Source organism: Acetobacter sp. ESL1128, from assembly GCF_058505085.1.
On record NZ_CP196369.1, the window covers coordinates 1,449,150 to 1,476,014 of the forward strand.

Annotated in this window: 27 protein-coding genes; 17 read left to right on the plus strand and 10 right to left on the minus strand. The window is 55.1% G+C overall.

The window, feature by feature from the left end; all coding sequences use genetic code 11:
• The first annotated feature begins 8 nt into the window (after positions 1-8).
• Genes fdxH through ACSYTG_RS06690 form a run of 4 tightly spaced genes read left to right on the plus strand, consistent with a single transcriptional unit; the run spans position 9 to position 3,799 of the window.
• A complete protein-coding gene (gene fdxH / locus ACSYTG_RS06675) occupies positions 9-944 on the plus strand; it encodes a formate dehydrogenase subunit beta (RefSeq protein ID WP_489784019.1) in 936 nt (311 codons plus the stop codon).
• Positions 944-1,597, plus strand: a complete 654-nt coding sequence (locus ACSYTG_RS06680; protein WP_086646029.1) for a formate dehydrogenase subunit gamma — start codon at positions 944-946, stop codon at positions 1,595-1,597. Before fdxH ends, ACSYTG_RS06680 begins: the two co-directional genes overlap by 1 nt.
• Positions 1,597-2,517, plus strand: coding sequence for a formate dehydrogenase accessory protein FdhE (gene fdhE, locus ACSYTG_RS06685; protein WP_489784020.1), 921 nt, complete (start codon positions 1,597-1,599; stop codon positions 2,515-2,517). The genes ACSYTG_RS06680 and fdhE overlap by 1 nt, the downstream gene beginning before the upstream one ends.
• 19 nt (positions 2,518-2,536) lie before the next feature.
• Complete coding sequence (locus ACSYTG_RS06690; RefSeq protein ID WP_489784021.1) at positions 2,537-3,799, plus strand: molybdopterin molybdotransferase MoeA; 1,263 nt, start codon at positions 2,537-2,539, stop codon at positions 3,797-3,799.
• 17 nt (positions 3,800-3,816) lie between these two features.
• Here ACSYTG_RS06690 and mobB read toward each other — a convergent pair whose 3' ends face one another.
• On the minus strand, positions 3,817-4,347 hold the full coding sequence (gene mobB / locus ACSYTG_RS06695; protein WP_489784022.1) for a molybdopterin-guanine dinucleotide biosynthesis protein B: 531 nt from the start codon (positions 4,345-4,347) through the stop codon (positions 3,817-3,819).
• A 96-nt stretch (positions 4,348-4,443) separates the two neighbouring features.
• Between mobB and mobA the strand changes: the two genes are divergently transcribed.
• Together mobA and fdhD are read left to right on the plus strand one after the other, a co-directional pair.
• A complete protein-coding gene (gene mobA / locus ACSYTG_RS06700; protein WP_489784023.1) occupies positions 4,444-5,082 on the plus strand; it encodes a molybdenum cofactor guanylyltransferase in 639 nt (212 codons plus the stop codon).
• Positions 5,075-5,905 carry a formate dehydrogenase accessory sulfurtransferase FdhD gene (fdhD, locus tag ACSYTG_RS06705; RefSeq protein ID WP_489784044.1) on the plus strand — a complete coding sequence of 277 codons (831 nt, stop codon included), beginning with the start codon at positions 5,075-5,077 and terminating at the stop codon, positions 5,903-5,905. The genes mobA and fdhD overlap by 8 nt, the downstream gene beginning before the upstream one ends.
• A gap of 26 nt (positions 5,906-5,931) precedes the next feature.
• Here fdhD and ACSYTG_RS06710 read toward each other — a convergent pair whose 3' ends face one another.
• The 4 genes from ACSYTG_RS06710 to ACSYTG_RS06725 form a co-directional block, all read right to left on the minus strand.
• Positions 5,932-7,074: an L-dopachrome tautomerase-related protein gene (locus ACSYTG_RS06710; RefSeq protein ID WP_489784024.1), complete on the minus strand. Its 1,143-nt coding sequence runs from the start codon at positions 7,072-7,074 to the stop codon at positions 5,932-5,934.
• 76 nt (positions 7,075-7,150) lie between these two features.
• Positions 7,151-8,497, minus strand: coding sequence for an amidohydrolase family protein (locus tag ACSYTG_RS06715; RefSeq protein WP_489784045.1), 1,347 nt, complete (start codon positions 8,495-8,497; stop codon positions 7,151-7,153).
• A 22-nt stretch (positions 8,498-8,519) separates the two neighbouring features.
• Complete coding sequence (locus ACSYTG_RS06720; RefSeq protein WP_489784025.1) at positions 8,520-9,713, minus strand: MFS transporter; 1,194 nt, start codon at positions 9,711-9,713, stop codon at positions 8,520-8,522.
• A 137-nt stretch (positions 9,714-9,850) separates the two neighbouring features.
• A complete protein-coding gene (locus ACSYTG_RS06725; protein WP_165926130.1) occupies positions 9,851-11,068 on the minus strand; it encodes a cation:proton antiporter in 1,218 nt (405 codons plus the stop codon).
• Positions 11,069-11,272: 204 nt separating this feature from the next.
• Between ACSYTG_RS06725 and hmpA the strand changes: the two genes are divergently transcribed.
• The gene (gene hmpA, locus ACSYTG_RS06730; RefSeq protein ID WP_489784026.1) at positions 11,273-12,487 is read left to right on the plus strand and encodes an NO-inducible flavohemoprotein; all 1,215 of its coding nucleotides are present in this window, start codon (positions 11,273-11,275) and stop codon (positions 12,485-12,487) included.
• A 366-nt stretch (positions 12,488-12,853) separates the two neighbouring features.
• Positions 12,854-13,087 carry a hypothetical protein gene (locus ACSYTG_RS06735; protein WP_086646020.1) on the plus strand — a complete coding sequence of 78 codons (234 nt, stop codon included), beginning with the start codon at positions 12,854-12,856 and terminating at the stop codon, positions 13,085-13,087.
• Positions 13,088-13,096: 9 nt separating this feature from the next.
• On the opposite strand, the gene ACSYTG_RS06740 is transcribed toward ACSYTG_RS06735, so the two are convergent.
• Entirely contained in the window at positions 13,097-14,026 is a 930-nt protein-coding gene (locus tag ACSYTG_RS06740) for a LysR substrate-binding domain-containing protein (RefSeq protein WP_489784027.1), read from the minus strand.
• Positions 14,027-14,150: 124 nt separating this feature from the next.
• On the opposite strand from ACSYTG_RS06740, the gene ACSYTG_RS06745 reads away from it, so the two are divergent.
• From ACSYTG_RS06745 to ACSYTG_RS06770, 6 genes are all read left to right on the plus strand, one after another.
• A complete protein-coding gene (locus ACSYTG_RS06745) occupies positions 14,151-15,020 on the plus strand; it encodes a pirin family protein (protein ID WP_489784028.1) in 870 nt (289 codons plus the stop codon).
• A 57-nt stretch (positions 15,021-15,077) separates the two neighbouring features.
• Complete coding sequence (locus ACSYTG_RS06750) at positions 15,078-15,647, plus strand: NADPH-dependent FMN reductase (protein WP_489784029.1); 570 nt, start codon at positions 15,078-15,080, stop codon at positions 15,645-15,647.
• A 221-nt stretch (positions 15,648-15,868) separates the two neighbouring features.
• Complete coding sequence (locus tag ACSYTG_RS06755) at positions 15,869-16,135, plus strand: hypothetical protein (RefSeq protein ID WP_415420009.1); 267 nt, start codon at positions 15,869-15,871, stop codon at positions 16,133-16,135.
• A complete protein-coding gene (locus tag ACSYTG_RS06760) occupies positions 16,132-17,577 on the plus strand; it encodes a PepSY-associated TM helix domain-containing protein (RefSeq protein ID WP_489784030.1) in 1,446 nt (481 codons plus the stop codon). The genes ACSYTG_RS06755 and ACSYTG_RS06760 overlap by 4 nt, the downstream gene beginning before the upstream one ends.
• A gap of 410 nt (positions 17,578-17,987) precedes the next feature.
• Positions 17,988-18,263, plus strand: a complete 276-nt coding sequence (locus ACSYTG_RS06765; protein ID WP_489784031.1) for a metal-sensing transcriptional repressor — start codon at positions 17,988-17,990, stop codon at positions 18,261-18,263.
• A 15-nt stretch (positions 18,264-18,278) separates the two neighbouring features.
• Entirely contained in the window at positions 18,279-19,388 is a 1,110-nt protein-coding gene (locus ACSYTG_RS06770) for an S-(hydroxymethyl)glutathione dehydrogenase/class III alcohol dehydrogenase (protein ID WP_086646014.1), read from the plus strand.
• Positions 19,389-19,451: 63 nt separating this feature from the next.
• On the opposite strand, the gene ACSYTG_RS06775 is transcribed toward ACSYTG_RS06770, so the two are convergent.
• The 3 genes from ACSYTG_RS06775 to ACSYTG_RS06785 are packed head-to-tail and all read right to left on the minus strand — an operon-like array spanning position 19,452 to position 21,596.
• Entirely contained in the window at positions 19,452-21,026 is a 1,575-nt protein-coding gene (locus ACSYTG_RS06775) for a PepSY-associated TM helix domain-containing protein (protein ID WP_489784032.1), read from the minus strand.
• On the minus strand, positions 21,023-21,322 hold the full coding sequence (locus ACSYTG_RS06780) for a hypothetical protein (RefSeq protein WP_278741256.1): 300 nt from the start codon (positions 21,320-21,322) through the stop codon (positions 21,023-21,025). Before ACSYTG_RS06780 ends, ACSYTG_RS06775 begins: the two co-directional genes overlap by 4 nt.
• Positions 21,315-21,596, minus strand: a complete 282-nt coding sequence (locus ACSYTG_RS06785) for a hypothetical protein (protein ID WP_086646011.1) — start codon at positions 21,594-21,596, stop codon at positions 21,315-21,317. Before ACSYTG_RS06785 ends, ACSYTG_RS06780 begins: the two co-directional genes overlap by 8 nt.
• Before the next feature lie 661 nt (positions 21,597-22,257).
• Here ACSYTG_RS06785 and ACSYTG_RS06790 point away from each other — a divergent pair.
• The 3 genes from ACSYTG_RS06790 (at position 22,258) to ACSYTG_RS06800 (ending at position 25,706) form a co-directional block, all read left to right on the plus strand.
• Positions 22,258-23,412: a L,D-transpeptidase gene (locus ACSYTG_RS06790; RefSeq protein WP_491706403.1), complete on the plus strand. Its 1,155-nt coding sequence runs from the start codon at positions 22,258-22,260 to the stop codon at positions 23,410-23,412.
• A 77-nt stretch (positions 23,413-23,489) separates the two neighbouring features.
• Entirely contained in the window at positions 23,490-24,473 is a 984-nt protein-coding gene (locus ACSYTG_RS06795; protein ID WP_489784034.1) for a bifunctional enoyl-CoA hydratase/phosphate acetyltransferase, read from the plus strand.
• A gap of 27 nt (positions 24,474-24,500) precedes the next feature.
• Positions 24,501-25,706 carry an acetate/propionate family kinase gene (locus ACSYTG_RS06800; RefSeq protein WP_489784035.1) on the plus strand — a complete coding sequence of 402 codons (1,206 nt, stop codon included), beginning with the start codon at positions 24,501-24,503 and terminating at the stop codon, positions 25,704-25,706.
• On the opposite strand, the gene ACSYTG_RS06805 is transcribed toward ACSYTG_RS06800, so the two are convergent.
• Positions 25,707-26,648 (minus strand): helix-turn-helix domain-containing protein, encoded by a 942-nt coding sequence (locus tag ACSYTG_RS06805; RefSeq protein ID WP_489784036.1) that lies wholly within the window; start codon positions 26,646-26,648, stop codon positions 25,707-25,709.
• Between the last annotated feature and the right edge of the window lie 217 nt (positions 26,649-26,865).

Below are 26,865 nucleotides of genomic sequence, written 5' to 3' on the forward strand. Positions count from 1 at the left end.
GTGCGCTGATGGGTATGCAGTCACAAGACATTATCCGCCGCTCCGCCACCAACGGACTGACGCCGCTGCCACAGGCCCGCAGTCATGAGCAGGAAGTGGCCAAGCTGATTGACGTCTCCCTTTGCACCGGGTGCAAGGGGTGTCAGGTCGCCTGTTCGGAATGGAATGACCTGCGGGACGAGGTCGGGCACAACGTGGGGGTGTACGACAACCCTGCCAACCTGACACCGGAAACTTGGACCGTTATCCGCTTTGATGAACGTGAGGATGAAGCGGGCAAACTGGAATGGCTGTTACGCAAGGAAGGCTGCATGCACTGCGCCGAGCCGGGTTGCCTGAAGGCATGCCCGAGCCCGGGGGCCATTTTGCAGTTTGCCAACGGCATTGTGGATTTTCAGTCCGAACAGTGCATCGGCTGCGGTTACTGCGTTGCGGGCTGTCCGTTTGATATTCCCCGCATCAGCAAAAAAGACAACCGGGCCTACAAGTGCACTCTCTGCGCAGACAGGGTTGCCGTGGGGCAGGAGCCTGCCTGCGTTAAAACCTGTCCGACTGGTGCAATCTCCTTTGGCTCCAAAGCCGAGATGATCGACCTTGCGGACACACGGATAGAAGAACTCAAAGGGCGTGGCCATGAAGGCGCAGGGCTTTACGACCCCGCCGGTGTGGGGGGCACGCATGTTATGTATGTTCTCACCCATGCGGACCAGCCCAGCCTGTACCACCGCCTGCCAGATGACCCGCATATCAGCCCCGTTGTCCGTGGCTGGAAAGAGTGGCTTAAACCCGTAGGCGCGCTTGGGTTTATTGCAACTCTGGCCGGGGCTTTTGCCCACTATATGGGCGTTGGTGCCAACACGACTGACGAAACACCGCCAGCTGAGCCAGAAAAAGAACTGGAAGATGCAGGGCAGGGCCCGAACGACAACGGGAGGGATGCATAATGGACAACAGCAATCTGGTCTTACGTACCAAGCTTATTGACCGCCTGTTCCACTGGAGCATGGTGTCGTGCTTTATGCTGGTCGCTCTTTCTGGGCTGTCATGGTTCTTCCCGAGCCTGAACTGGCTGGGTTATGTGCTTGGCCCGCCACAGCTTGCCCGTGTGCTGCATCCCTTTTTAGGCATTGCCGTTTTTGGGTTGCTCATGTGCATGTTTGTCCGTTTTGTGCACCACAACCTTTTTGTGCGCACGGACCTGACATGGTTCAAGCATATTGTGGACGTGCTGTTGAACAAGCACGGGCAAAAACTCCAGATCGGCAAATACAATGCGGGGCAGAAGATCCTGTTCTGGGGCATTATGTCCTTGATCAGTCTGCTGTTTGTCAGCGGTTTGATGATCTGGCGGGCTTACTTTGCCGCGCTGTTTCCTATCCCTGTTCTCCGCCTTGCACTTCTGGCGCATTCCGTTGCCGGGCTGGCACTTATCTTGCTGGTTATCGGGCATATTTACATGGGCATCTGGGTACGTGGCTCCATTGGCGGCATGATCAGTGGCTATGTCTCACGCGCATGGGCCCGGCAGCATCATGACCGCTGGTATGAAGAAGAAGTCGCGCCGACCAAACCCCTGCCATCCAAAAGGCATGGCTGATGCTGAGCAGTTCAGATATTGTCGCCCCGGATAAACGCACCCCCGGGGTTGTGGCGATTGATCCAGCCATTTACCCCATGCTGGACAAACTTTATGCCCGCCGTATTGAACGGTTGAAGGCACAGGCTCTTTTGCAGGGCGAGAACGGAGAGTATTTTCGTTTTCTAACGCATCTGGTGCAGGCCCAGCAGGATAATCTTGCGCAAGCACCTCTTGAGCAGGCTGATGTAGAGGCCATTCACAACCTGCTCAAACAGGGCATTTCCGACACAACACAACTCGAACACAGCCTTGGCAACATACAGTGCTGGCAGGCTGCCTATGCAACACTCGCGACACAGCTTGCACCCATGCTTCCGCAAAAAGTGGCTCAGGCACTTGGCGCTCTGTCTGCCGACAAAACGGAGCTTGTCAAAGCCGCCACGCACCTTTTGCAGGCCGATTATGCACAGGTTGATGCCGGTGTTGCCGTTGTGCTGTGGGCAGCCCTTTCTACCTGCTGGGCGCAGGCTGTCGCGCGCAAGCAAGGGGAGGGCATTACACAACCTCTGGCGCATGCCACACACTGCCCATGCTGCCATGCCCCACCGGTTGCCAGCCTTGTTATGAGCGGCGCGCGCGAAGGGTTACGCTACCTGCAATGCAGCCTGTGCGAAGTACGCTGGCACCGGGTCCGAGCTGTTTGTGTAGCCTGTGACGCCAGCGGGCAGATGGATCACTGGACGCTGGATGACGCAAAATCTGCTATCCAGATCGAAACCTGCGGGGACTGCAAAAGCTACATTAAAACGCTCCGTCTGGATTATGACCCGGAACTGGAAGCCGTGGCTGATGACCTGGGGAGCTTACTGCTGGACAGTGCTATGGAAGCAGAAGGCTTTATGCGTGTAGGTATTAACCCGTTCTCCTTCCCTGCATAACAACGTTACGGACTGTCGCGTGCACTTACTTCAACCATCGGCTGTTACTGAACACACACCTGTCCCGGCCATGGTAAGCTACGAGCACGCGCAACGTATTTTATCGGCGCTGGCTACAACGCTGCCAGCCCCGGAAGTTGAATACGTCCCCATCCATCAGGCCGATGGGCGCGTTCTGGCCACCGCACTGCATGCGCTGTCTCCACGCCCAGAAGCCGATATTTCCGCCATGGATGGTTATGCGTTCTGTTGTGCTGATATTGTGGATACCGGCCAGGCACGCTGCACCATTCCCTTGCAGGATTACGTTATTGCCGGGGACCAGCCTGCACCCCACAATAAAGGCACTGCCGCGACCATTCTAACAGGTGCCCGCCTCCCCACAGGGGCAGACTGCATAATCGCGCGTGAACGGGTGGAAGTGCACGACGGTTTGCTCCACCTAGCCCTGTCCGACATAGCCGTTGGCAAAAACATCCGCCGGGTGGGGGAAGAGTTTGCCGCTGGTTCTACCCTGCTTACCGCTGGCCAGAAGCTTGACTGGCGGCATATAGCACTTCTTGTCAGCCAGAATATCAAACAGGTTCCGGTTTACAGGCCTTGTCGGGTGGGTGTTATTGCCAGTGGGGCCGAGTTTGCTCTCTCCGCCCCGGATAGCCGGGCGGAAATTAATACCCCGCTGCTCCATGCAATGCTAACGCGGCAAGGGGCAACTGTAACAAGCCGCATTGTGCGTTCTGACAGCCGTGAAGACCTGCAAGCGGCCATATCTGAACTGGCAGAACATTCGGATATTCTGGTTACCACCGGGGGTATTTCTGTTGGGCAGACAGATAATGTGCTACCGGTTATGGAACAGCTTGGCGCAGCCTGCCTGTTCCGGCGTGCCAAAATCCGGCCGGGCAAACCGTTTACTCTTATGCGGCTAGGCCCGATGCCCGTATTTTGCCTGCCCGGCAATCCGGGGGCTACGGCTATATGTGCGCAGGTTTTTGTTCTGCCATTCCTCCACTCATGGATGGAGCACAGACCAACCCTCGCACTCTTCCCAACCATACAGGGAAGAAGCAGTTTTTCTTTTTCTGCTCTGTCAGATGCAACTGGCTTTATGCCGGTTACCTACGCCCAAAGTGGTAAGGAAGGGGTGTTCTCTCTTGTGCCTTCACAAGGTGCATCTGATGTTCTCTGTTTTTCCCGTGCTGATGGGATTCTGCAAGTTCCTTCCGGGCAAGCTATAGAAATTGGAGACTGGTGTTCCGCAACACTGTTTTGCAGTGTATAGAATATGACTGCATATTTTTACGTTATATTCCACAAAAAAGCATTAGTCTCAATATAATCAGCAATAGATTGTGTATCATCCAAGGGAAGAAAAACCTTTTTTTCTTCTGGGTTTTTCATAGGGATATTATCTGTAGCAATAACCTGAATATGAGGGTTATTTATAAATAGCGGCTCTTTCCCGGTTATAGGGCGCCAGACTTCTACACAGGCCGGAACATCGGCATGGAACCCTTCCACCAAAATCAGATCAACTGGCTGCATGGCTTTGAGCAGGTCATTCAACTTGGGTGGGGTCGGGCTTTGGTGCTGTAAAAACCAGCGTGCTGGTGTTGCAAGCATAACTTCCGCCGCCCCACTTTGCCTATGCTGGAATGTATCTTTTCCCGGTGTATCCATATCCACCCCATGATGGGTATGTTTGATTGTGGAAACACTTAGCCCGCGTTGGCAAAAACAAGAAATAAGACGGCTAACAAGGTGCGTTTTACCCGAACCGCTTCGCCCGATAATGCCAAAAACCCGTTGTTTGCGGTAAAGGGATGTCACGAGCAGGCCAGTCCATACTGTTTTGAAATGAGCCGTTGCTTTTTAAGCGGACACACGCACAATAACCAGCACAAACGGGTAGAGACACAGCTTATTATGCAACATACGTTAAAAATAGCAGGACTGGTGCTGGCAGGCGGGCAGGGCAGGCGTATGCATTATGCGGACAAGGCTTTTATGGACATAGACCATAAACCCTGCATCAACTGGGTTATTACCCGCCTTGAACAGCAATGCAACGGCATAGTCATAAGTGCCAATGGCAACCCACAAAGGTTTAGCGCCTGGCACTACCCGGTTCTGCCTGACACATATTTTGACGTAGGCCCTCTGGCCGGGCTGTTAAGTGGTCTGGAATGGGCTGAAGCAGCAGGGTTTGATGCGTTGCTCAGTGTGCCAGTTGATACGCCCTTTATCCCGCATGATCTGGCTGGCACTCTGCTGCCCGCGCCATCTTATGCAGTTTATGCGGAGCAGCGTCATTCTCTGGTCGCATTATGGCCTGTTACCCAAGCCCGTGCAGTGTTGGCCGCACAATTGGCCAGCGTAACAGAACAGAACCGAAAACAGACAACACGGGTTTGCACTCTAGCTTATGCCCTGAATGCGCAGGCAATAGATTTTTCTCACCTCTATCCGTCAGATCCATTTGTAAACATCAATACCCCCGAAGACCTGCATGAAGTCCGTTCACTGGGGCAGGCCCAGTCCGGGAGTAACTGCCGTGGTGCATGAGCAAACATCTTTTGCCGTTTCAGAACCCTGCCATGTCAAAAGAATAATCTGGGAAAATGCGCAGGACTGCGCGCCCCAGACCGTAAATGAGACATTAAATCTGGCAGAAGAAGTGCCACTTTCTCTGGTCTATAACGGTATAGACTATGCCGTTATGATGATAACTCCGCAGAATATTGATGATTTTTCTATCGGATTTTCAATAACGGAAGGTCTTGTTAAAGACGTTTCCGAAATCAGGCATATCGCCATATCTTCTATACCCGGTGGGTTAAAGGTGGATATGCGCATAAGTGCTGATGCGCTCCGCACGGTTCTGGCGCGCAGCAGGCGACCGATTGCAGGGCGCACTGGCTGTGGCATCTGTGGGTCTGACATGAGCAGCATTGCGGCCCGCGACCAGAACACAGTTGAGGCTTATACACCGGACCTGTCTGCCATACGCCACGCATTACGGCACCTGCGGGACCACCAGACACTGAATGCCGGTATAGGCATGCTCCATGCCGCTGCCTGGTGTGCCCCTGATGGGTCCATTACAGCAGTCCGGGAAGATGTGGGGCGGCACAATGCGCTCGACAAGCTTATCGGCCATGGCCTTAAAAACACTCCGGGTTTTGCAAACGGGTTTTGTCTGCTCACCAGCCGCTGTTCTTACGAAATGGCCAGCAAAGCCATAGCTGCAGGCATGCGCGCCCTTGTCTCGCTTTCCGCCCCTACGGCCATGGCGCTCAGAACGGCACAGCAGGCCGGGCTTACGCTTATCTCTCCCGCCAGGCCAGACAACATGTGCCTTCTCCCCCCATCACCGGAGGAAATCTGATACAGCCCCCACAATCGCTACTTTTTTTAAGGGGCAGTAATGGGGATTCTGGCCACCAGAAAGGGCGGTTTGCGCATGTCCTGCCCGTTATGCAAACGGGGCAGGCGGCTCCATTGACCCAAAACCACGTAAACGGCCTGATGATTTGCAAAAATGCCATCGGGCCAGACAAACCGTGGGTCCGAGGCCAGCAGTTCAAACGTGCCATCCGGGTTGCGACGGAACACGGCATCATGGTCGGCTGCTGTGGTGTAAATCCGGTTCCATGGGTCGGTTGCCAACCCATCCGCTGCACCTTTTTCCCCTTCATCTACAACCAGAGCCGCTAACTGAGCGGAAGTGAGGGAGAAATCAGCCAGTTTTGCCGTCGGCAGGCTATATAACCGTCGGCTGGCCAAAGGCGCATAATAAACACGCTCAGACCCGGCAGACAGGGTAATGCCATCCGCCCCACCCGCAGGAAAAGTCGGATGTGCCGGGTCATAATGCAGCACGCGTCCGTCCAGCACAGTCTGGTACCCCGGATCAGGCAGAACAGAGACCGTATTTTCCAGCACGCGGCGCTGCCTACCTGTGGCAAGGTCCAGCACCACCAGAGCCGGGTGCCCGTCAAACGAACTATCCGTAATGTATGCAGTGCCTTTTACACCGTGTGTCAGGTCTATACGCAGGTCGTTCATATGGCTTTGGGGCAGCAATGCAGTTGTCAGGGGCACATTGGCAATAATCTGCCCTGTTATGGGGTTGATCCCAACCACTTTGGCGCCCCCGGCTGGAATGGGCTGCCCTTTAATTTTGCCGTCATCAATAACCCACAGGTTTCCCTTGGTGTCTGTTGTCATTCCATGGGGCGAAATCAGCCGTGCCTGTGGTGCCCCGCTTGATGCAGCGGAAAACGTGGCTGTGGGAAAAGGAACCAGACGCCCATCTTTCCATTCTGCCAGCACCGGGCCTGTATGGTCACCATCATGCTTGGGAAAGGTCAAAAACAAGCGTCCATTCACTACAGCAATGCCAGAGGGGTCTGGCGTGGGTATGCTGGCAATAATCTGGACCTGCCCGTTACGGCCAAAAGCAGGGTCGTTGTTATCTGTTATGGTCTGCGCCTGCATGGGCGTGGGGAACAACTGGCCTGCCCATACACCGGCAACCAGCAAAAAAAGTCCCACTCTGTTCATTCCTGCATCCCCCGCTCTGTGTGCCTAACCTACCTGTTTCCTGGCGTAATTTGGTATCCGACGGTCCTTACCGGGTTGTGAGCGGTATGGGGCCGGCTACGGCAGAGCCATTTTCCCACGTTTCCACCACACGGTCGGTATCAGAAATTACATTGGCGGGATTGCCTGCCACAACCAGCAGATCAGCCCTTTTACCTGCTGCAATAACGCCTCGGTCATGCAGGTCGAGTAATGCTGCGGCTTCTTCCGTTGCAATGTGCAGAGCCTGTAGCGGGGGCAGGCCAGCTTGCACCATCAGTGCCAGTTCCCGGTGTTCCGCAACCCCGGCAACCCGCAACGGTGTTGCCCCACTATCCGTGCCAAAGCCAATTTTAACGCCTGCGGCCCACAATATTTTCAGGTTCTGCAGGTTGGTTGCAAGGGAGGTGCGGGCAAAATCGGCTTTGCCACCGGCTTTGTTTTCCTGTTGCCAGGCGGGATTATTGATCTGCTGTTGCAAGGGGGCAGACAGGCCAGCCTCAACAAATGGGGTTTTCACCCATGCAGGCTGGTCAGCCCATGCTGTTGTGGCTTCATCCAGCTCCAGTGTGGGGATGTACCAAATCCCCCGTTCCTTGAGCATGGCCACAAAAGATGGGGGCACAAACCTGTCACGCACGCCATGGGCCAGAATATCAACTCCGGCTGTTACCACATGCTCCGCATCGTCCAGGTCATGAATATGGGCGGCCACGCGCAGGTGTTTTTGGTGCGCTTCATCCACAACGGCCTTGATAATGGCCGGGTCCATTTTAACGGGAAGAGAGTGGTCAAAATCGTCCACCCATATTTTAATCAGGTCTGTGCCTTCGGCTGCCATGGTATCCACCGCCTGCCGGGCCTCTGCCTCCGTGCGAGGCCGGAAGAGCTGATCCGGAGCAACATGAACCGGCGGGGCCCCCTTAGGCACACCAATCCCCTGATCAACCCCAAACAGGTCTGCTGGCAGCAGCCCCATATGGGCGTCCTTGCGCATAGGGTCGAACACGCGCGGAACATTGTTCCCCAGCGCTGTAACGGTAGTCACCCCATAACGCCGGTACTGCGCCAGTTCGGCTGTAATGGTATCTGCCGTATAAAACTGCGGCCCTGTCTGCACCCCCTGCAACTGACCGATATGGCTGTGATCGGAAATCAGACCGGGCAAGACACTCATGCCCGAACGATCCAGAACACGGGTATTTGGGGGAAGAGGTATATCCCGACCGGCTGCAACAATTGCGCCGTCCTGCATGAGAACAGTTCCATTCTCAACCGGGGGAGCACCTGTGCCTTCTATAATCCGGATATGGGTCAGCGCCACAGGCGCAGTCTGGGCATGACCTGCTACGGGCAAGCCAAGAAGAAAGGCGGCGACTATAACGCGGGGTTTCATACGCATATCCATCCTGTTGTTTCTAGTCCGCCGCCACTGCGGCGCGCTCATGCCAGGCCAGACGGGCAGACAGCAGAAGCCCACCAAGCCCCGCCATGCTCCCAACCATAAAAATGGCACCGTCTCCCGCCCATTCAGCCAGCAGGCCGGTCAGGGGGCCAGTAGCCCCATAGGCAAGGTCCTGAAAAGCTGCAAAGCCGCCCATGGCTGTTCCCCGCATTTGCGGAGATACCCGCCGGACAACTTCCACCCCCATGGAGGGGAAAATCATGGAACAGCCACAACCAGTTAAAAAGGCTCCAGCCAACGCAACACTTGGGCCGGAGGCCTGCCACAGCAGAATCTGCCCACCAGTTTCCACCGCCATGGACACAAAAGCGACACGCGCTCCCCCCAACCTATCTGGCAGATGGCTGCACAGAACCCGGACCAGCACAAAAGCTACACCAAAAAAGGTAAGCCCCAGAGCAGCATGGGGCCAATGCCTGTGCAGGAACATAAGCGGCATAAAGGCACCTATGGCCGCAAACCCAATTCCTTGAAAAAAGACCACCAGACCAAGGTCGGAAATTTTGTTGATAATCCGGCCAATTGGTTGCCGCTCTCCCCCATGGGGAGGTACAGCTACCACTGGTGCAGCCATGGCAAACCCAAGCAGCGGCGTAACCATGCAGGCAAGGGCAACCAGTGCATAGCCTCCCTGATCGTACAGGGCCAACCCTACAGGGCTACCAGCTGCCAGCGAGCCATACATCCCCATTCCCACAATGGACAGCACCCGCCCCGAGCGCTGGTGCCCCATCAGCCCAATCCCCCATGCCAGCAGGCCAACAACGGTCAGGCTTTCCCCCAGCCCCAGCATCAACCTCGCCAGCATGAGCATGGCAAAAGCGGCCCACGGCGCTGGCAGCCAGGAAACCATAAGGGCCAGAACACCGCTTACGGCATAAAACGCCAGACCAAACAGCATGCAGCGCTTGCCGCCTTTATGGTCAGCAAACCGGCCGGCAAAGCCGCGGGTCAGAATGGTGGAGACAAACGCAACGCCAACCGCCAGCCCAGCAAGGGCATTGCCCATATGCAGCGATGTTGCCACATAAACTGAGGTTGTGGGCATAGACATGGCAACAGCCAGATAAGACAGAAAAAGCGCAACCGCGAGCCACACCAGCAAACGCGGTGCCTTGTCCTGTTCTGCTGTGGGAGCGCTGGGCATTAAGGTTCCAGCTCCTTCGCCATAGTGGCCGTGCCTGTGCACGGCCTTTAACCCTGTTCAGGTCTTGGCCAAGTCAGGCTTTTTGCCAAGACCTGTCTGCATGACAATGCTGTGAGGGGCGCTGTAGGCCCCGCCTGTCACGCAGCTCCGGATTTGCGGGGAGCAAACAGCCTGAATAATGGACCCGTGAGTGTGGTGGAAATAACGGCCAGAACCATAAGGGATGCAAACCCGAAGTCCGATAGCATACCCTGACCATGTAAAATGGTTGCGGCCACAATTTCCATCAGCCCCTTGCACTGGAGCAGGGCACCAACGCCCAGCGCCTGCCTTGGTTTAAGGCCGGCTGCGGGTGGGTAAATATAAACGGCTGCAATTTTGGTCACCATGGAAATAACAACCAGCGACAGGGATGCCACAACAGAGGGCCATGTTAAGGCATCCCCATTAATATGCAGCCCGCTATGGCCAAAAAACATCGGGGCGAACCAGATCAGGGCAAACGTTCCCACGGCTTCCACCGGCAGGCGGCGCACCCAGCTCGGCGGCATGATCGCACCGGCAAAATAAGCACCGATCAATTCATGCAGGCCAAGCTGCATGCTCGCCCAGGACCCGGCCGCCAGATAAACCGGTACGGCCAGCCAGATAACCACCAATGGCGGATGACGGAAATGGTGAGAAGCCCAGTACCCCCCGGCAGCCAGCCCCACCAGCAAAAGAACAGCCAGCGCTTCCAGCCCCGTCCAGCCGTGCAGGGCGGCAGAACCACGAGCGGCAAACTGCAGGGCCGCCAGCCCGATCCACAATGCTGCGTCATCCACAACGGCCAGCTTGAGTGCTAACTGCCCCAAAGGTTTTTGGGCGGTATCAAGCTCCCGCACAACACCGATCAGAACCGGCAGGGCGCTCACTGCAATGCACAGGCCAATAGATGCCGCCGCTACCCAAGGTGTTGCGTCCGGTGCCTGCCAGCCATGAAGATGCAGAAAAACCGTGTAAGCCAGAAACGTGCCGACACAAAAGGGAATACCCAGTGCTACGGCAGCTCCACCAAACAGCCGACCAATTGTAGGCTGTGCAAAGTCCTGCCCCGAAGGTTCCCCACCGGGATGCTGCCACATTTCCAGCCCGGCGGTAAAAGCCAGCACCAGCACCGCAACCCAGCCAATTGTGTTCCCGTAAACGGAGGGAATACCCATTTGCTGCACGGGCACATGCCATACGGCAAGGGCAATACCCACAAGAATGGGCAACACGGCTATTGGCAGCGCTTTTTGCATGAGCCGCCACAGAGCCCAAGGGAAAAACACAAAGATTGCGGCGTCGGTCAAAAGCGCTGTCAAATTTGCCATATTGCATCCTTTTTTGTTGAATTTTGTCCCTTGTAACGGATTACCCGCACGATATGCAAGTTTTGCATGCCTAGGTGCTTTTTATTCATAGCACTCATGGCTTTGGCTGAACATATTCATCAAACATAAGATGTATTTTGTTGACACCTTATGTAATCAGCCTTATTAAAGGTGTCTGTATTTTACATCTTTTGGATGCGTCCCATGAGCACAATGCTTGATGACAAAACCCGGTCAATTGTTTCCGCCTGCGTTCCCGCCCTTGAAGCCCATGGGCTGGATATAACGCACGAAATGTACCGGAGGCTTTTGGCTAATCCGGAAATTCGTGATTTATTCAACATGTCACACCAAAAGGATGGGGAGCAGCCCAAGGCTCTTGCCCTTGCCGTGCTGGCATATGCCCGCAATATCAATAATCTGGGCGCGCTTGGCGCCATGGTTGAACGTATTGCCGAAAAACACGTTGGCCTCAACATTCTGCCAGAGCACTACCCCTTTGTAGGGGAAGCCCTGCTGGGTGCCATTGCCCACGTACTGGGCGATGCCGCAACGCCCGAAATTATGGATGCATGGGGCAAGGCATACTGGTTTCTGGCGGATGTTCTGATCGGCCGGGAAAAGCAGATCTATCAGGAACACGCAGACACTCCCGGAGGCTGGACCGGATGGCGCAGCTTTACGGTGCGCAAGATTGTGGTGGAAAGCAGCACAATCCGCTCGTTTGAACTCGTACCAAGCGACAATAAGCCCGTTATGCAGCACAAACCCGGCCAGTATCTGAGCTTCAAGCTTGATATTCCCGGCCATGGGTCCCAGCGCCGCAACTACAGCATTTCATCCGCTCCGGCATCCGACCATTATCGCCTGAGCATCCGCAAGGCCGATGGTGGCGTGGTTTCCTCCTGGTTCCATGACACGGTCAGGGAAGGGGACGAATTGCAGGTTTCTGCCCCTGCGGGTGATTTTGTTTTCACATCTGAGCCAAACACAAAGAACGTGCTCATCAGCGCGGGCGTTGGGCTGACACCCTTTATTTCCGCTTTGGGCGCAGTTGAAAAACTTCCCCGCGGTCCGATTCACTTTGTACATGGTGCGCATGCCCCCGACACGCAGGCCTTTGCCCCTTATGTGCAAAAACTGGTGGCTGAAGGTGTTATCAAGGCCGATATTTTTTACAGTGCTGGCGCACCGGCAGAAACATCTCCACTGCCCGGACTGGCTTTGCACTCTGGCCGGGTAACAGCCAAATGGCTGGCAACGCAGGTTCAGCCAGACGCGCATTACTGGGTCTGCGGGCCTGAGCAGTTCATGCTGGATACTATTCTGGCGCTTAAAGCGCAGGGCGTTGCCCCGGCACAGATTCATTATGAGTTCTTTGGTTCTGCATCGGATGCGCAGTTGCTCGCCGCCGCCTAAAGCGGGTTGCACGCAATACACGCTGCTGAAATGTTTATAACAGGGCTGCCCACACATTTGTTTATGTGGGCAGCCCTGTTGCCTTGTGGGCCTGCCTTACCTGTACGGTAAAATATCCGTGCTTTGCCGCCATCAGGGACACAACAATGTGCGGCGGCAACAACCATGAAAAACTTTCAGCACGGCCCTGCGTTGAATTATAAATAAAAATAATAAATAGGATAATCATTACCTCTCCGTCCGGCATCAATACGCTATTTGCCACATAGCTAAAAAGTAATTAGATAGCGTTTATCGCTCTGTTTCATATGGGCGAAGGTCAAAACCAAGTGCCTGAACCAAAGACATCCTGCAAGGATATGAAACATGAGCAAGAGCACAAAAGAATTTATTTTGTGGTTTTCAGCATTTCTGATTGTTGGTGGGATCATGTGGGGCGGGTCTAAGGTCCTGCATAATTACCGCCAGCAACAGTGGGATCAGTTTGTTCTGGAACACCATTGCGTCATTACCGGAACGCAACCGTCCACTGGATTTTTTACATCTGACCAAACCATTTATCAGTGCGACAACACCGGTATTTATTATCGCAGTAAATAGTTCAGCCTCTCACGGGCTCTGGGCCAGAAAGGTGGAAGTCGCCATGTGCCGTTGCTGGCGACATTCCTCTGCCATAAAATCAAGCAAGGCCCGCACTGCTGGCATAACGCCTTTGCGTGATGGAATAACCGCATGCACAAGGCCTGCACGGGGTGTCCACTGCGGCAGAGCCTGCACAAGCCGTCCGGCCTGAACATCCTTCCACACCATAATCGTTGGGAGTTGCACAATACCAACGCCTGCCAGCGCGGCCTCCCGCAGCACGGCCAGATCATCCGTTACCAGCCGTGGTGTATGAAAGACCGTGGCAGACTGCCCCTGCTCATTTTCCAAGCTCCAGCAGTGTTCCGCGGGGTTGGTATGAAAGTCCATGCTGGGGAAAGCAGCCAGATCGGCAGGAGTTGCCAACTGCGCCGCCAGTATGTCAGGCGCACCAACCAGACACTGCGTACTGGTATCCAAGACCCGCATGACAAGATCGGATGGAGCAATGGGGGGAAACCGCACCCGCACCGCAAGGTCATACCCCTCCTGCAGAATATCAACCCGCCGGTTTGTGCTCTCCAGTTGCAAGGTAACGGAGGGATAACGCACCAGAAACCGGGATAAAATAGCCCCGAACTGAAAATTGAGTAATGCCACAGGGCAGCTCATACGTATTAAGCCGCACGGCTCTACTTGCAGCTGCGCAATGGACTGCTCCGCCAGTTCCGCTTCAGCCAGCATGGCTTTGCAGTGCTCGTAAAACCGCAGCCCAGTTTGAGTGAGGGAAAAATGACGGGAAGAGCGTTGCAGCAGTCTGGTGTTCAAAAACGTTTCCAGCGCAGCAATCCGGCGGCTTAACAGCGATTTTTGCACACCAATTGCCCGAGCGGCAGATGAGAACCCCCTATAGTCCACAACCTGGACAAAATAATAGTAGTCGTTGAGGTCTCGCATCGTCCTGCTTATGCAACGCAATGTTTCATTCGTAACCCTTTATAGAACATTACACGACTTCTATGTTGAAGATAAGCAACAAGGAGCGGGGATTGCCGCCTGTTCCAATATCAGGAGGAAAACCATGCACAAAAAAGTTCTGGGGCGTTACGGCAACGACCGTGAGCATTGGGTGGGAAATGGTTTTCCCGTCCGTTCCCTTTTTTCCTACTCCACTCTGGGTCAGCATCTTAGCCCGTTCCTGCTGCTTGATTATGCTGGACCGCACCAGTTCCAGCCAACAGAAGAGCGCCGCGGGGTAGGGGAACACCCGCATCGGGGGTTTGAGACCGTCACAATCGTTTATGATGGGGAGGTCGAACACCGGGATTCCTCAGGTGGAGGCGGCACCATCGGCCCCGGCGATGTACAATGGATGACCGCAGGCAACGGTATTGTGCATCAGGAATTTCATTCCCCGGCCTATGCTGCCACCGGAGGTGCGTTCAGGATGGTCCAGCTTTGGGTTAACCTTCCGGCAAAGGACAAACAGGCTCCCCCAGCGTACCAGACGCTACTGGCCAAGGATATTCCCACAATGGAGTTACCTGATGGCGCTGGGTCCCTGCGCGTTATTGCGGGCGAGTATGGGCAAACTCAGGGGCCAGCCCGGGTGTTTTCCCCGCTGAATGTATGGGACGTGCAACTCGCACAGGGGGCATCGGTCACCCTATCCCTGCCGGAAGGGCATAACGCGGCCGTTGTCTCCCTTGAAGGACAGCTCAGTATTAATGACGCACAGGAACTTGGCAGTGCGCAACTCGTTCTATTGGAACACAAAGGGACAGAGGTGAGCATTCATGCGCATGTGCAAAGCAGCCTGCTGGTGCTGACCGGAGCCCCCCTTAACGAACCCATTGAAGGGTATGGTCCTTTTGTCATGAATACCCGTGCAGAAATCCGGCAGGCTATTGAAGACTTCAACAATGGCCGTTTTGGCGGAATCCCCAGCTAGGCGGCCTTAACTCTTGGCCAAAAACATTCCGTTGCTTTGCAAAAAAGGACAAATCGCATGACCCCTTCTGCAAACCTGCATTTTGTAACGCTTCTGGGGAGCCTACGCCGTGCTTCCCTTAACGCGGCCATTGCCCGTAGCCTGCCCCAACTTGCCCCAGAAGGGGTATCCATTTCCGCACTGGGTAGCATTGCCGATTTTCCCCATTACAGTCAGGACGTGCAGGAGAAGGGTTTCCCTCCTGCGGTGCTGAACATGGCGGAGCAGATTCAGGCTGCAGATGGCGTAATCATTGTGACACCTGAGTATAATTACTCCATACCCGGTGTGCTCAAAAACGCCATAGACTGGCTCTCACGCGTAACACCCCAGCCTTTTGCCAAAAAGCCCGTTGCCATTCAAACCGCATCACCGGGGCAGATTGGGGGTGCACGGGCGCAGTATCATTTACGCCAGAGCCTTGTTTTTCTGGATGCTTTTGTTCTGAACAAACCTGAAGCCATGATCGGGCTTGCCACAAGCAAAATTGACCCACAAACACTGGCCCTGACAGATGAACCCACCCGTGAGTTCCTGACACGGCAGATTAGCGCACTGGCGGATCTGGCCCGAACACTACAGCGGTAGTTTTTTATATGGCGGTCGAGCCAAACATACCCCTCACACGCTTGAGGGTGAGAGTAATTCGCATTACAAGGCGGTGCATTCGGATCTGTTCCAGATAAGGAAAGCCCGCCACCCATGCCTGTCGCGCCTTTAATGCCACCTCGCTCACGCAGAGCGCGCTTTATGGTGCCCTCACACGCAACGTGGAACAGGGCAGGGGGGCAGGCAGGCATTTTATGGACATGCGTGTGAAAAACTCCCACGCTTATGCCTGCCGCATTACGGCTGCCCTGCTGGTCTGGCTTGCTCTGGTGCTGTGGGGGTCTGCCCTTGTGGCCTTGTCCCCAGCAATATCTCAAGCCACCATTCCGGGGTATCGTGTTCTGGCCAGCGCGCTGGCGCCTTTTGGCATGGTATGGGCATTTTGGGTTCAAAGCCCCCTTTATGCTCTTTGGGGAAGTGCCGGACTTGCAGCCTGTGGCGGGCTTTTTCTGGTGCTGCACGCATGACCCCCGCACGCCGCTCCCGCTTGGCATGGCTGCACCGCTGGGCCGGGCTTGTAAGTGGGTGGGCAGCCTTTGCTATTTTCCTGACAGGCACGCTCGCACTGTTTGACACCGAATTAACGCGCTGGATGCAGCCAGAAACCGCGATTATTCCCGACAAGACCTCGCTCACCCCCACCGCCATAGAGCATGCACAGCAAATCCTGCGTGATGATGAGCGTGCGGGCGCGCCGCCTTCTTTTTTACTGTTACCAGATGCGCGTGACCCCACATTACGCGTCCTGCATTATGATGGTCATAGTTTTGTTGGACCGGTTCTGGCCCCGCACACAGGCCAGCCAATTCCTGTTCGGCAGACAGAAGGGGGGAATTTTTTCTTTAACTTCCACTATACGCTGCACCTGCCAAACCCGTGGGGTGAGCGGTTAGTTGCAATGATCGCCTTTGCGTTTGCTGCCTTGGTGCTTTCTGGTGTTCTGCTGCATCTTAAACGCCTTGTGCCAGATTATTTTACGCTCCGGCTCAAAGCTTCCCTGCCACGCAGCCTACTGGACCTGCATGTTCTTACAGGGAGTGCCATGCTCCCTTTCCATATCATGATCACATGGTCCGGCCTGATCTTAACAGCGGAAAACGCACTACCCGTCCTGCAGCTTGAGCAGGAACCACCGACACAGACTGAAGCTCCCCAGCAAAGTTCCACGCATTGGGCGCCACAGGCCTCTCTGGTGGTCATGCTCCAGCAGGCACAGGCCCATTTGGGTTCGATGCCGTCTTATGTGTTGTTTGATGATGGCAAAACCACTTTCTCCGCCATTCAGCATGACAGCCTGAATGCAAATGATCTGTCTGCCGAGTTCGATAGCCAAACGGGAAAATTCCTGAGCCAAAGCAAAGAGCCATCACCTATCGAAAATGCGTTTTATACCCTGAACGGCCTGCACCTTGCCCGCAGTATGGGGCTACTGTTGCGTTGGCTCTGGTTTGCCGGCGGTCTGGCATCCAGCATTATGGTGGCCAGTGGCCTTGTCTATTATACAGCAAGGCAGAAAAAACAGACCACACATGCCTTTGGTCTGGCAAAGCGTTTGAACATTGCACTGCTCGGAGGGCTTATTACCGCCTGCCTGAGCTTTTTTGTGCTGAACAGGCTCATCCCCGTCCAGTGGCAGGCCCGTGCCGCGCTGGAAGTGGCTGGCTTTTTTGCCGTATGGGCGAGCGGCCTCCTACTGGTTATGCTCATACCCATTAGCAAAAGCGCGCGCATAATCGCCTGGGCAACCGGTTTGATAGCTCTTGCGCTCCCGGTCATTGATGGTTTGACCGTGCCTTTACAGGCGTGGGGGTCCATGCTGCACCTGACCGTTAACGGCATGTTCCTGCTAACGGGGCTAAGCGCCATGGGGAGTTTACGCTTTCTGCCCGTCTGGCGCAGCCATGACTGAAACAGTTTTGGGCCTGACCGAAAGCATAATTGTTGCCGCCTGTATGCTCTGGGCCTGTAGCCTTGCTTTTGTGCGGAACAGACTGGGATTTACCCGCAGCCTTCTGCCCAAAAACCAGAGTGTTGCGTTACGTCTGTTTGCTCTGTTCACATTCGGTTGTGCAATCAAAGTCAGTTTGGCGGCCCCAGCGGTTCCTGCGCTGGCAGCCTGTATTATGCTGCTCTCCGTAAACAGCGTCATCTTTGCAGTTATTTTCTGCTTTCTTGAAAAAAAAAACGATAACTGCAAACTGCTAAAACCAACATGCAGGGGCGCTCCCCATACGGTGGCCATGCGGCACAACACAAAGCCATAGCCAACTGTGCGGCAGGATACTATACTCCCCTATAGTAAAAGGACGAACATGCAGAATGCCCCATACACCAGAAGATAAGAAAAAAGCGCTTACCCGCCTGCGGCGGATCCGTGAGCAGTGCGACGCGCTGGAACGGGCCTTGGAGGCTGGGTCGGACTGTGCTCCCGTGCTTCAGCAACTTGCGGCAATACGCGGTGCGGTTAACGGCCTCATGTCCGAAGTCATGGGGATGTATGTGCATGAGGAGTTTGGTTCTGGCCAAGACCTTAATGCGGAAAAAAAGAAAAGCATCGACACCATTCTGTCCCTCGTACGCACCTATCTGAAATAACCACAAGGAACGATCATGAAATCCCGTGCTGCTGTTGCCTTCGCTCCCGGTGAGCCCCTGAAAATTGTGGAAATTGATGTAGCTCCTCCCAAAAAGGGGGAAGTTCTGGTCCGTATTACCCACACAGGGGTTTGCCACACGGATGCGTTCACCCTCTCGGGCAGTGACCCTGAAGGTCTGTTCCCCTGCGTTTTAGGGCATGAAGGGGCAGGCGTGGTTGTGGAGGTTGGCGAAGGCGTGACCTCCGTCGTACCCGGAGACCACGTTATTCCGCTTTATACGGCTGAATGTGGGAAGTGTGAGTTCTGTACGTCAGGCAAAACCAACCTGTGCATTGCCGTGCGCGAAACACAGGGCAAGGGGGTCATGCCCGATGGTACCAGCCGTTTTTCATACAACGGCCAGCCTTTGTACCATTACATGGGCTGCTCCACTTTTAGTGAATATACAGTTGTGGCTGAAGTCTCACTTGCCAAGATCAACCCCCATGCTGACCACGAACATGTCTGCCTGCTCGGGTGCGGTGTAACAACCGGTATTGGCGCTGTACATAACACGGCCAAAGTGCAGCCGGGTGACAGCGTTGCCGTTTTTGGTCTGGGTGGTATTGGGCTTGCGGTTATTCAGGGCGCACGGCAGGCAAAGGCTGGCCGGATTTTTGCCATAGACACCAATCCGGACAAGTTTGAACTCGCCACTTCCATGGGGGCAACAGACTGCCTGAATCCGGCAGACTACGACAAACCCATCCAGCAGGTTATTGTGGACATAACGCGGTGGGGGGTGGACCATACGTTTGAATGTATTGGCAACGTAAATGTCATGCGTGCCGCACTTGAATGTGCCCACCGTGGCTGGGGGCAGTCCGTTGTTATTGGTGTTGCTGGCGCAGGGCAGGAAATTTCCACCCGCCCATTCCAGCTTGTTACCGGGCGTACATGGAAGGGCACAGCTTTTGGCGGTGTTAAAGGCCGCACCCAGCTACCCGGCATGGTGGAAGATGCCATGGAAGGCAGGATCGACCTTAAACCCTTTGTGACCCACACAATGGGGCTGGAAGATATTAACCATGCATTTGATCTGATGCATGATGGCAAATCCATCCGGTCCGTTATTATTTACTAAGTTTATTGCGTCCCTGTTTCTCCCTTTATTTCTTACGAAACTAAGGGAGAAACATCATACTGGTCAGGCAGACAGCCTGCACGTAGACCGCTTGACCGAGCGCAGCAAAAAACAGCCCAGCACCAGCGCCACCATGCCAACCCCAAGAGAGGGTAAAATTGCCCGTCCCTCGACCATGGCAATAAGCACGGCCGGGACAATGGCAATGTTGGCACACCCCGCCACACAGAACAGTAATGGATCACGCTGGTTTTCACGCAGGAGAAAAGCCAGGCTCATACATAACAAAAACACCGTATAATATACGAGTGATGCCTGAGCATAAGTGCCCCCCAAGGGCCAGAATGGTGCGCATAGAAGTAAAATGGCAAGGCCAGTTATGCACCCCGTAATACATCCGGTTGTCAGGCAGGAAAGCAGCCACGTGGCACGCGTTTGCGGGTTGCCTGCCTGCTGTTCGCGTTTTTGCCGCGCAATAATCCACAACCGGCAGCCAGTATAAAACAAAAAGGCTCCACCCAGTCCAAGGCAATAGTAACCCCAGCGCACGGGAAGGCCGCCATAACTCCCAAAATGCAGGGCGACAAACGCGGTCAGTGCTGCAAATCCGGCAGACTGATGGCCCGGCAGATAATCTGCCGAAAGAACCTTGCCACTAGCCGGGTCCACCACAGCAAAACCATTCGAGGCTCCGCGCGTGGGGTAACGCTCATCATGCCCTGTGATTCTGAGCGTTGTTCGGCTTTTTCCTCTGTTTGACTGCGTTGTATACTCCAGCGTATCGGCAACAAAGCCGGGGGCCTGCTTCTGTAATTCTACCAGAATGGCTTGTGGTGGCATCTGCCCCTCAAAGTTTACGGTGCGGGTACCGTTGCCTTTGCTTCTATCCCCAGCGTGACCATGCTGTTGCGCAGGACCATGTGCCACCGGCTGCCCCTGCTGGAACAGTTTGCCTTGCAGGACAAAAATAGGCTCATGAAACGCAAAGACAACGGCTGTTGCCGCAATAATAAAATGAAAAGGCAGTGAAAAGACCCCAACAAGATTGTGCAGGTCCAGCCAGACCTTGCGCGTTGCACTGCCGAACCTGAGGGCAAACAGCATTTTTTTGAGTGCTGGCAAAAATGCGATCACGCCGGACACCAGTGCCAGAAAATAGCCTACAGCCACACACCCCATCGTGTAACGCGCTGCCGTATGCGGCAAAGGCAGACCGATCTGTTCATGCAACTGGTCAATAAAAAAAGGGATTTCTGATGGACGGCTGACAAGCGTGTGCAACTCCCCATCCGGCGAGAGCGCAGCAAGCACATAATCCTGCGGACCGTGGCCCCTATGTGTTGGATCCTGTGGCCACATAAGACGGGCAGGGCGTGCGTTATCCGGATTAACAACTATTGTATAATGGCTGCTTGCATCCGGGTATTCGGCAAAGGCTTTTTGCAACAGCTGGGGCGTATCCGCCAGGTCCACTGGTTGGGGCAGAGAGGGAGCGGGTGTAAGCCAGACCTGTAAGGGCTGTTCAAACATGCTTATGGAGCCCGCATAAAACGCCACAAACAGGAACAGACTGCAAAGAATACCGACCCAGCTATGAACCTCCCGGTAAACCTGCACAATATCGGGGCGGATTTTCATGCCGTCGTAACTTTCGCCAGTATTTCAAACAGACCCCAGACAAGCATGGCCGCTCCGCCCAGTACGACCCAGGCGCGCAGACCAGAACGAAACAGGAAACAACTCCCCATAACGCCAAGCCACACCAGAACGGCCAGCCACATTAAAAACTGGGCAGAAGCCGTCCGCGGCTCCCCCGTGGTGCCGCACAGCAACCCCACTACCGCCATGCAGCCAAAGGAGAACATTATTCCCGGCACAATGCCGGCCACCAGCTTGGCAAGCCACTGCCTGTTAGTGAGCGGCAAGTCAGTCATGACCATTTTTTCCAGACTGGAGCATGGCCATAACCAGCGGAAAAAAACTGCAAACCACCATGAGAAGGAGCACGACCATAAAACAGGCACTCATTGTGCTTTCCACACCTCCAAGCATGCACACAGCCAGCACACCCAGCCCCATGGCGGCAGACTGGCAAAACCGTGCATGAGGTCTACGCGTGAAAATACGCTGGTTTTTGGATGAAAGGTAAAACAGCACTCCACACAGCAGAGTGCAGCCTCCGGCGCCAAGCAGAAGCAGGGCAGACATCACTTTCCTCCATCCGCCAGTTTCAGCGGCAAAGCGGCATACAACTGGTAATCACCCACGGTTTTCACCCTGCTACGCAGCGGAGCATACCTGCTGGCCAGACCAGCCACCTGCGCACAAAACAACAGAACCCCGGCAAAGCAGGAGAGCGGGTGCTGACATAGCAGTATGTCCGGCCTAACAAAACGTGCCAGCAAGGTCATGTGGTTCATAGCTCTATTCCACCACATCATGTGAATAGCGGAGGTATATGCAATTAATAATTACTGTCAATAACATCCATGCCGTTTACCTGTGGTTAAACCACCCTGTTGTGTTTAGGTCACAATCCGGTGCAAGTTCTATTCAACCTGCCCAAACCTGAGTTTGCTGAGGGAAGGGGATGCCGTCGTTCACGGCCGGATCGGCCGCCGGGGTGTTCAGGCCTGCTCCGCCTACAACCCGTGGCAAACTGCCAGTTCTCTCGCTTGATATACTCAGTTGGCCTTGGTTTTTAACACCAAGGCTCAACTCAAGCGCAGCCCTTGCATGCAGCATAGTGGTAATAAACCCATCATCTTGGATATTCCGCTTGCCAGCAAGAAGTGCCATAGTTACCAGCACTTAAAAAACAGGAGAACAGAACCCGGTGTACGCGGCGAGACATTTAATCTTTCCGATTATGTTTGGCTGCCTATTTGCCGCTCAAACTCTTCAGGCAGCACCGTATTCTGCTAGTGCGGATTTTGCAGAAGAACTCTCCAAGGCTGTAGGGGAGTCCTCGCCGCATGTTTTTTTCCCCAATGGGGACATAGCGGCACCCCTGCATACTCCGCCTGCCAAAAAGGTTCCTGCTGCGGCTCCGCAGGCCAAAGCTACACTGGCAAACCCTGTTAAGACTGCGTCTGTTGCCCCTCTGGCCAAGCCGCCTGTGCCTGATAACGCAGCACCAGCACCAGCACCAGCACCAGCACCAGCACCAGCACCAGCACCAGCACCAGCACCAGCACCAGCACCAGCACCAGCACCAGCACCAGCAGTCGTAGAGTTGGATGAGAAGCAGGTACAAGCGGAAATAGACCGGCTTCGGATTCTTTTCCAAAAAGACGTACCCGCCGCATTTACCCCAACCATTACCCAGAAAGACACATGGCTAGCCCTGGCGCGCCAGCAGATCAGCCAGTCCGGCTACGTTGTTCAAACACCCCAGGCCGTGGTGGTTGCAGACCGCAACCCCTCCGTGCAACGTGCCTGCGTTATTGTGGCCCGCCCCGATACGCCAGAATGGACCATTATTGGCTGCACACGCATATCCACCGGCACAATCGGCCGTAAGCACCACTACATTACGCCCGTTGGTATTTTTACCAATACGGCAGAAAGGCTAGGCTACCGGGCACAGGGCACCAAAAACGAAAACGGGATCATGGGGAATGGCACCAAAGGCATGCGTGTCTGGGATTTTGGCTGGCAGGTTGCTGAAAAAGGGTGGCTCCCCAGCCGTGAACAAGGCCCCATACGGCTGGAAATGCACGCAACCGACCCTGTTTTTCTGGAACGCCAGCTAGGCCATATGGCTTCGGCCGGGTGTATTCGTATCCCGGCGGCACTGAACATCTATATCGACAAAAACGGCCTGCTGGACGTGGAATACGAGCGCAAGGCCGCAACCGACAAGCGTTTTCGTGCTCTTCTACGCACAGACAGAACACCATCCTCCCTTGCCGGAATGGCCGTTATTGTGGTGGACAGCGCCCCACCACCCAGCACGGCACCAGCCCGCACGCCATCACCCAATCTTGTATCTGCCAGAATACCCAATTCGCCTATTCATTAGGATGAACGTAGCCGAATGGCGCGTTTTTCAGCCATGTTGCAAAACTGGTGGAACACACGGAGCGGGCCATACCTGATATGAGACACACTTCCCCCCTTTTTGCAGGGGCCATGCCTCCACCACGCCAGCCAACATCCCACCAGCTTTTTGCAGATCTGATAAACCGCGCCCTAGCGCATGAACCGGTGCCTTACGGGCTTGTCTGGCCATGCGAGGACCACGCTCTGGCAGGGCCACTGGATGCCGCCCAAAAAGGGATTATCCAACCTGTTCTGATCGGGGATACGCCACGTATTCAGGCCATAGCGTGCAAAAATCAGATAGACCTAAGCCCCTACCAGATCATACCAGCACCAACACCAGAAGCCGCCGCCCAAAAAGCTGTGGAGCTGGCCCGGACAGGGCATATGCAGGGGTTGATAAAAGGCAGCCTGCACACCGATACACTCATGCATGCCGTGGTTTCTCCCACCAATGGTTTGTGCACTAGCCGCCGGATCAGCCATGTTTTTCTGCTTGCTGTGCCAGGTTATGAAAAACTGCTTTTTGTGACCGATGCCGCCATTAACATCTTCCCCGATCTTTCAACCAAGCGCGATATTGTCCAGAATGCCATAGACCTGCATACGGGGCTTGGGCTGGGAGTGCCCAAAGTGGCCATTCTCTCCGCTGTGGAAGTGATCAACCCCAAAATCCCTAGTACAGTGGATGCAGCAAGCCTGTGCAAAATGGCTGAACGCGGCCAGATAACAGGGGGAATACTCGATGGCCCTCTGGGTATGGACAACGCCATAGACCCAGAAGCGGCCAGAATAAAAAACCTGTCATCCCCCGTAGCCGGGCAGGCGCAAATTCTGGTCACGCCGGACCTGGAGGCAGGCAATATGCTGGCCAAAAACCTGATCTTTATGGCTCAGGCGGACTCTGCGGGCATAGCACTTGGTGCCAAGGTTCCCATTGTGCTGACAAGCCGGGCAGACAGCGTGCAGGCCCGTCTGGCATCCGCCGCGATAGGCGCACTGTATGCCAGACATCTGGCACAACAGAATACCGCGTTTTAAGTCGCCCAGCTTTGCGGAAAACCACCCATGTCAGACGTTGTTCTTGTTTTTAATGCTGGGTCATCCAGTCTCAAGTTCACGGTTTTTCAGATCGACCAGAACCCGGCCATACAAAAACTGATCAAAGGGCGGCTTGAGTATGATGTGGACACATTCCATTTTTTCGCATCAGACCAGAACGACCAGCGCCTTGACCGCGCAACCTACCCACTCAGCCAGAAAAAACCACTCGAGTACCTTCTGGACTGGCTGGCCGACCATGAGCAGGGCCAGCACAACATTGTAGGGGTTGGCCACAGGATTGTGCATGGAGGGCCAGATTTTCTAGCTCCCATACAGGTTACGCCAGAAATCCTACGCCAACTGGAAGCCCTGACACCCTTTGCGCCACTCCACCAGCCGCAAACCCTTGCCCCGGTCCATGCTATCATGGCTTACCGGCCCAACCTGCTCCAGGTTGCCTGTTTTGATACGGCTTTCCACCGCACCATGCCAGAAATCGCCCGGCTTTTACCGCTCCCACGCCGGTATGGCGAAAAAGGTATCTGCCGGTATGGCTTCCATGGTCTTTCCTACGATTTTCTAACCCAACGTCTGCACCAGATAGACCCCACACTGGCAAAGGGCCGCACTATTCTGGCGCATTTGGGCAGCGGTGCCAGCCTGTGTGCATTAAAAGGGGGCAGAAGTATTGAAACCACAATGGGCTTTTCCGCGCTGGATGGATTAATGATGGGCAGCCGCTGCGGAATGATAGACCCCGGCGTACTGCTCTACATGCTGCGGGAAGAAAAAGCGGACTGGAACACTATGGTCAACACCCTGTACCACCAGTCCGGGCTACTTGGGGTTTCTGGCGTGTCGTCTGACATGCGCGTTCTGCGCGAGCATATGGGCACGGAGCAGGACCCCACATTGCAAGAACATATTCAGCAGGCTCTTGCCTTGTCCGCCTACCGGATTGTGGAAGAAGTTGGCGCTCTTGCTGCTATTATGGGCGGGCTGGATGGTCTGGTCTTTACCGCAGGCATAGGCGAACACGATGCCCTTTTACGTCAGGATGTCTGTCTGGCTCTTGGCTGGCTGGGTCTCAAGCTGGACCATAAGGCCAATGAGAACCATGCGAGCATCATCAGCAGCCCCGATAGTGCAATCCGTGTGCGCGTAGAACCAACCCATGAGGAACTGGTCATCTGCCAGAACGTCCTGCCCTTTGTGCAGAACACCCCATAACTACCCGGTTATGGGGGCCGGGGCAGGGGGCAGGTTCTTCAGTTTTCGGTAAAGGGTGGAGCGGCTTACACCCAGCAGGCGGGCGGCGGGGGCAATTTTGCCCTGCACCATAGCCAGAGCACCTTCTATGACCGTTCTTTCCGCCTCCTGAAAATCCGGCACACCGGCAGCTCTGGCTCCCAGATCAAAGCAGACACTGGCCACCTCCGGGCTGGCTATTCCAAGCATGGAGCGGGCAGCGTAGGTCGCCCCCACCACAATGCGTTTGTCATCCAGAGCGATCATGGGCAGGGATATGCCGTTCCCTTCACCCAGCAGCAAGACTGTCCTGTTCCGGAAGGCTTCCAGAAAACTCCGTCGCTCCAGCCTGCGCGCGGCATCAACCAGCACGGCTTCCATCATCAGTGCCACACGCCCAGATGGGTCCGAACGGATGGAGCTGGCATCCAGCGCCCCGGCAACACAGCCATCAGGCCCATAAAACGGTACGGCAGAGCAGGTAAGGTATCGTAGTTTTGTGCACCAGTGCTGGTCCCGGTGGACGGTCACCGGTTGCCCCTCTACCAGACAGGTGCCTATTCCATTGGTGCCGGCTACGGCTTCTGCCCAGTTGGCGCCGGGCCACAGATGCCAACGGCGACACCCTTTTTCAAACGGTGGCGCACCACGGCGGGCGACGACAATCCCCGCCGGGTCAGCCAGCAGCACGTTATAATCCAGCGTAGAAACAATACCATGCAGCCGGTCCAGTTCCGGGTCGGCTATTTTCATGGTCACGCCCATGCGCTCGCGTGCCTGCCGCAGTTCGGCCGAGCACAGAATATCCGTATCCAGCGATGTATCCGTGGGGATGGCATATTGCTCGGCGCAACGACGCCACGAGTTGCGGAGCAGGGGGGATAATCCGGACCACACGCCGGGGGACAAAATGAGTGAGTTCATGTGCGCCTGTCCATCCACAAAAAATGTCTCTGGCGTGTATTACGTTTCGGATATGCGACACTTCGCATTCTGCCTTCTCAAATACACGTGAGCCGAATTATCCGTTGGGTTCACCCTTTGGCATATCTCCCCATAACTGAGCGCATACCCGCTTCGCTCTGTTTTTTCGTGCGGAATGGGACGGAATAATTCCGTTATTTCTTCCAACCCACACGGC

Coding starts and splice junctions, on each gene's coding strand:
- fdxH (WP_489784019.1), top strand. CDS start 9: ATGGGTATGCAGTCACAAGACATTATCCGCCGCTCCGCCACCAACGGA.
- ACSYTG_RS06680 (WP_086646029.1), top strand. CDS start 944: ATGGACAACAGCAATCTGGTCTTACGTACCAAGCTTATTGACCGCCTG.
- fdhE (WP_489784020.1), top strand. CDS start 1,597: ATGCTGAGCAGTTCAGATATTGTCGCCCCGGATAAACGCACCCCCGGG.
- mobA (WP_489784023.1), top strand. CDS start 4,444: ATGCAACATACGTTAAAAATAGCAGGACTGGTGCTGGCAGGCGGGCAG.
- ACSYTG_RS06715 (WP_489784045.1), bottom strand. CDS start 8,497: ATGAAACCCCGCGTTATAGTCGCCGCCTTTCTTCTTGGCTTGCCCGTA.
- ACSYTG_RS06720 (WP_489784025.1), bottom strand. CDS start 9,713: ATGCCCAGCGCTCCCACAGCAGAACAGGACAAGGCACCGCGTTTGCTG.
- ACSYTG_RS06725 (WP_165926130.1), bottom strand. CDS start 11,068: ATGGCAAATTTGACAGCGCTTTTGACCGACGCCGCAATCTTTGTGTTT.
- hmpA (WP_489784026.1), top strand. CDS start 11,273: ATGAGCACAATGCTTGATGACAAAACCCGGTCAATTGTTTCCGCCTGC.
- ACSYTG_RS06735 (WP_086646020.1), top strand. CDS start 12,854: ATGAGCAAGAGCACAAAAGAATTTATTTTGTGGTTTTCAGCATTTCTG.
- ACSYTG_RS06740 (WP_489784027.1), bottom strand. CDS start 14,026: ATGCGAGACCTCAACGACTACTATTATTTTGTCCAGGTTGTGGACTAT.
- ACSYTG_RS06745 (WP_489784028.1), top strand. CDS start 14,151: ATGCACAAAAAAGTTCTGGGGCGTTACGGCAACGACCGTGAGCATTGG.
- ACSYTG_RS06750 (WP_489784029.1), top strand. CDS start 15,078: ATGACCCCTTCTGCAAACCTGCATTTTGTAACGCTTCTGGGGAGCCTA.
- ACSYTG_RS06755 (WP_415420009.1), top strand. CDS start 15,869: ATGCGTGTGAAAAACTCCCACGCTTATGCCTGCCGCATTACGGCTGCC.
- ACSYTG_RS06760 (WP_489784030.1), top strand. CDS start 16,132: ATGACCCCCGCACGCCGCTCCCGCTTGGCATGGCTGCACCGCTGGGCC.
- ACSYTG_RS06765 (WP_489784031.1), top strand. CDS start 17,988: ATGCCCCATACACCAGAAGATAAGAAAAAAGCGCTTACCCGCCTGCGG.
- ACSYTG_RS06770 (WP_086646014.1), top strand. CDS start 18,279: ATGAAATCCCGTGCTGCTGTTGCCTTCGCTCCCGGTGAGCCCCTGAAA.
- ACSYTG_RS06775 (WP_489784032.1), bottom strand. CDS start 21,026: ATGAAAATCCGCCCCGATATTGTGCAGGTTTACCGGGAGGTTCATAGC.
- ACSYTG_RS06780 (WP_278741256.1), bottom strand. CDS start 21,322: ATGACTGACTTGCCGCTCACTAACAGGCAGTGGCTTGCCAAGCTGGTG.
- ACSYTG_RS06785 (WP_086646011.1), bottom strand. CDS start 21,596: ATGTCTGCCCTGCTTCTGCTTGGCGCCGGAGGCTGCACTCTGCTGTGT.
- ACSYTG_RS06790 (WP_491706403.1), top strand. CDS start 22,258: ATGTTTGGCTGCCTATTTGCCGCTCAAACTCTTCAGGCAGCACCGTAT.
- ACSYTG_RS06795 (WP_489784034.1), top strand. CDS start 23,490: ATGAGACACACTTCCCCCCTTTTTGCAGGGGCCATGCCTCCACCACGC.
- ACSYTG_RS06800 (WP_489784035.1), top strand. CDS start 24,501: ATGTCAGACGTTGTTCTTGTTTTTAATGCTGGGTCATCCAGTCTCAAG.
- ACSYTG_RS06805 (WP_489784036.1), bottom strand. CDS start 26,648: ATGAACTCACTCATTTTGTCCCCCGGCGTGTGGTCCGGATTATCCCCC.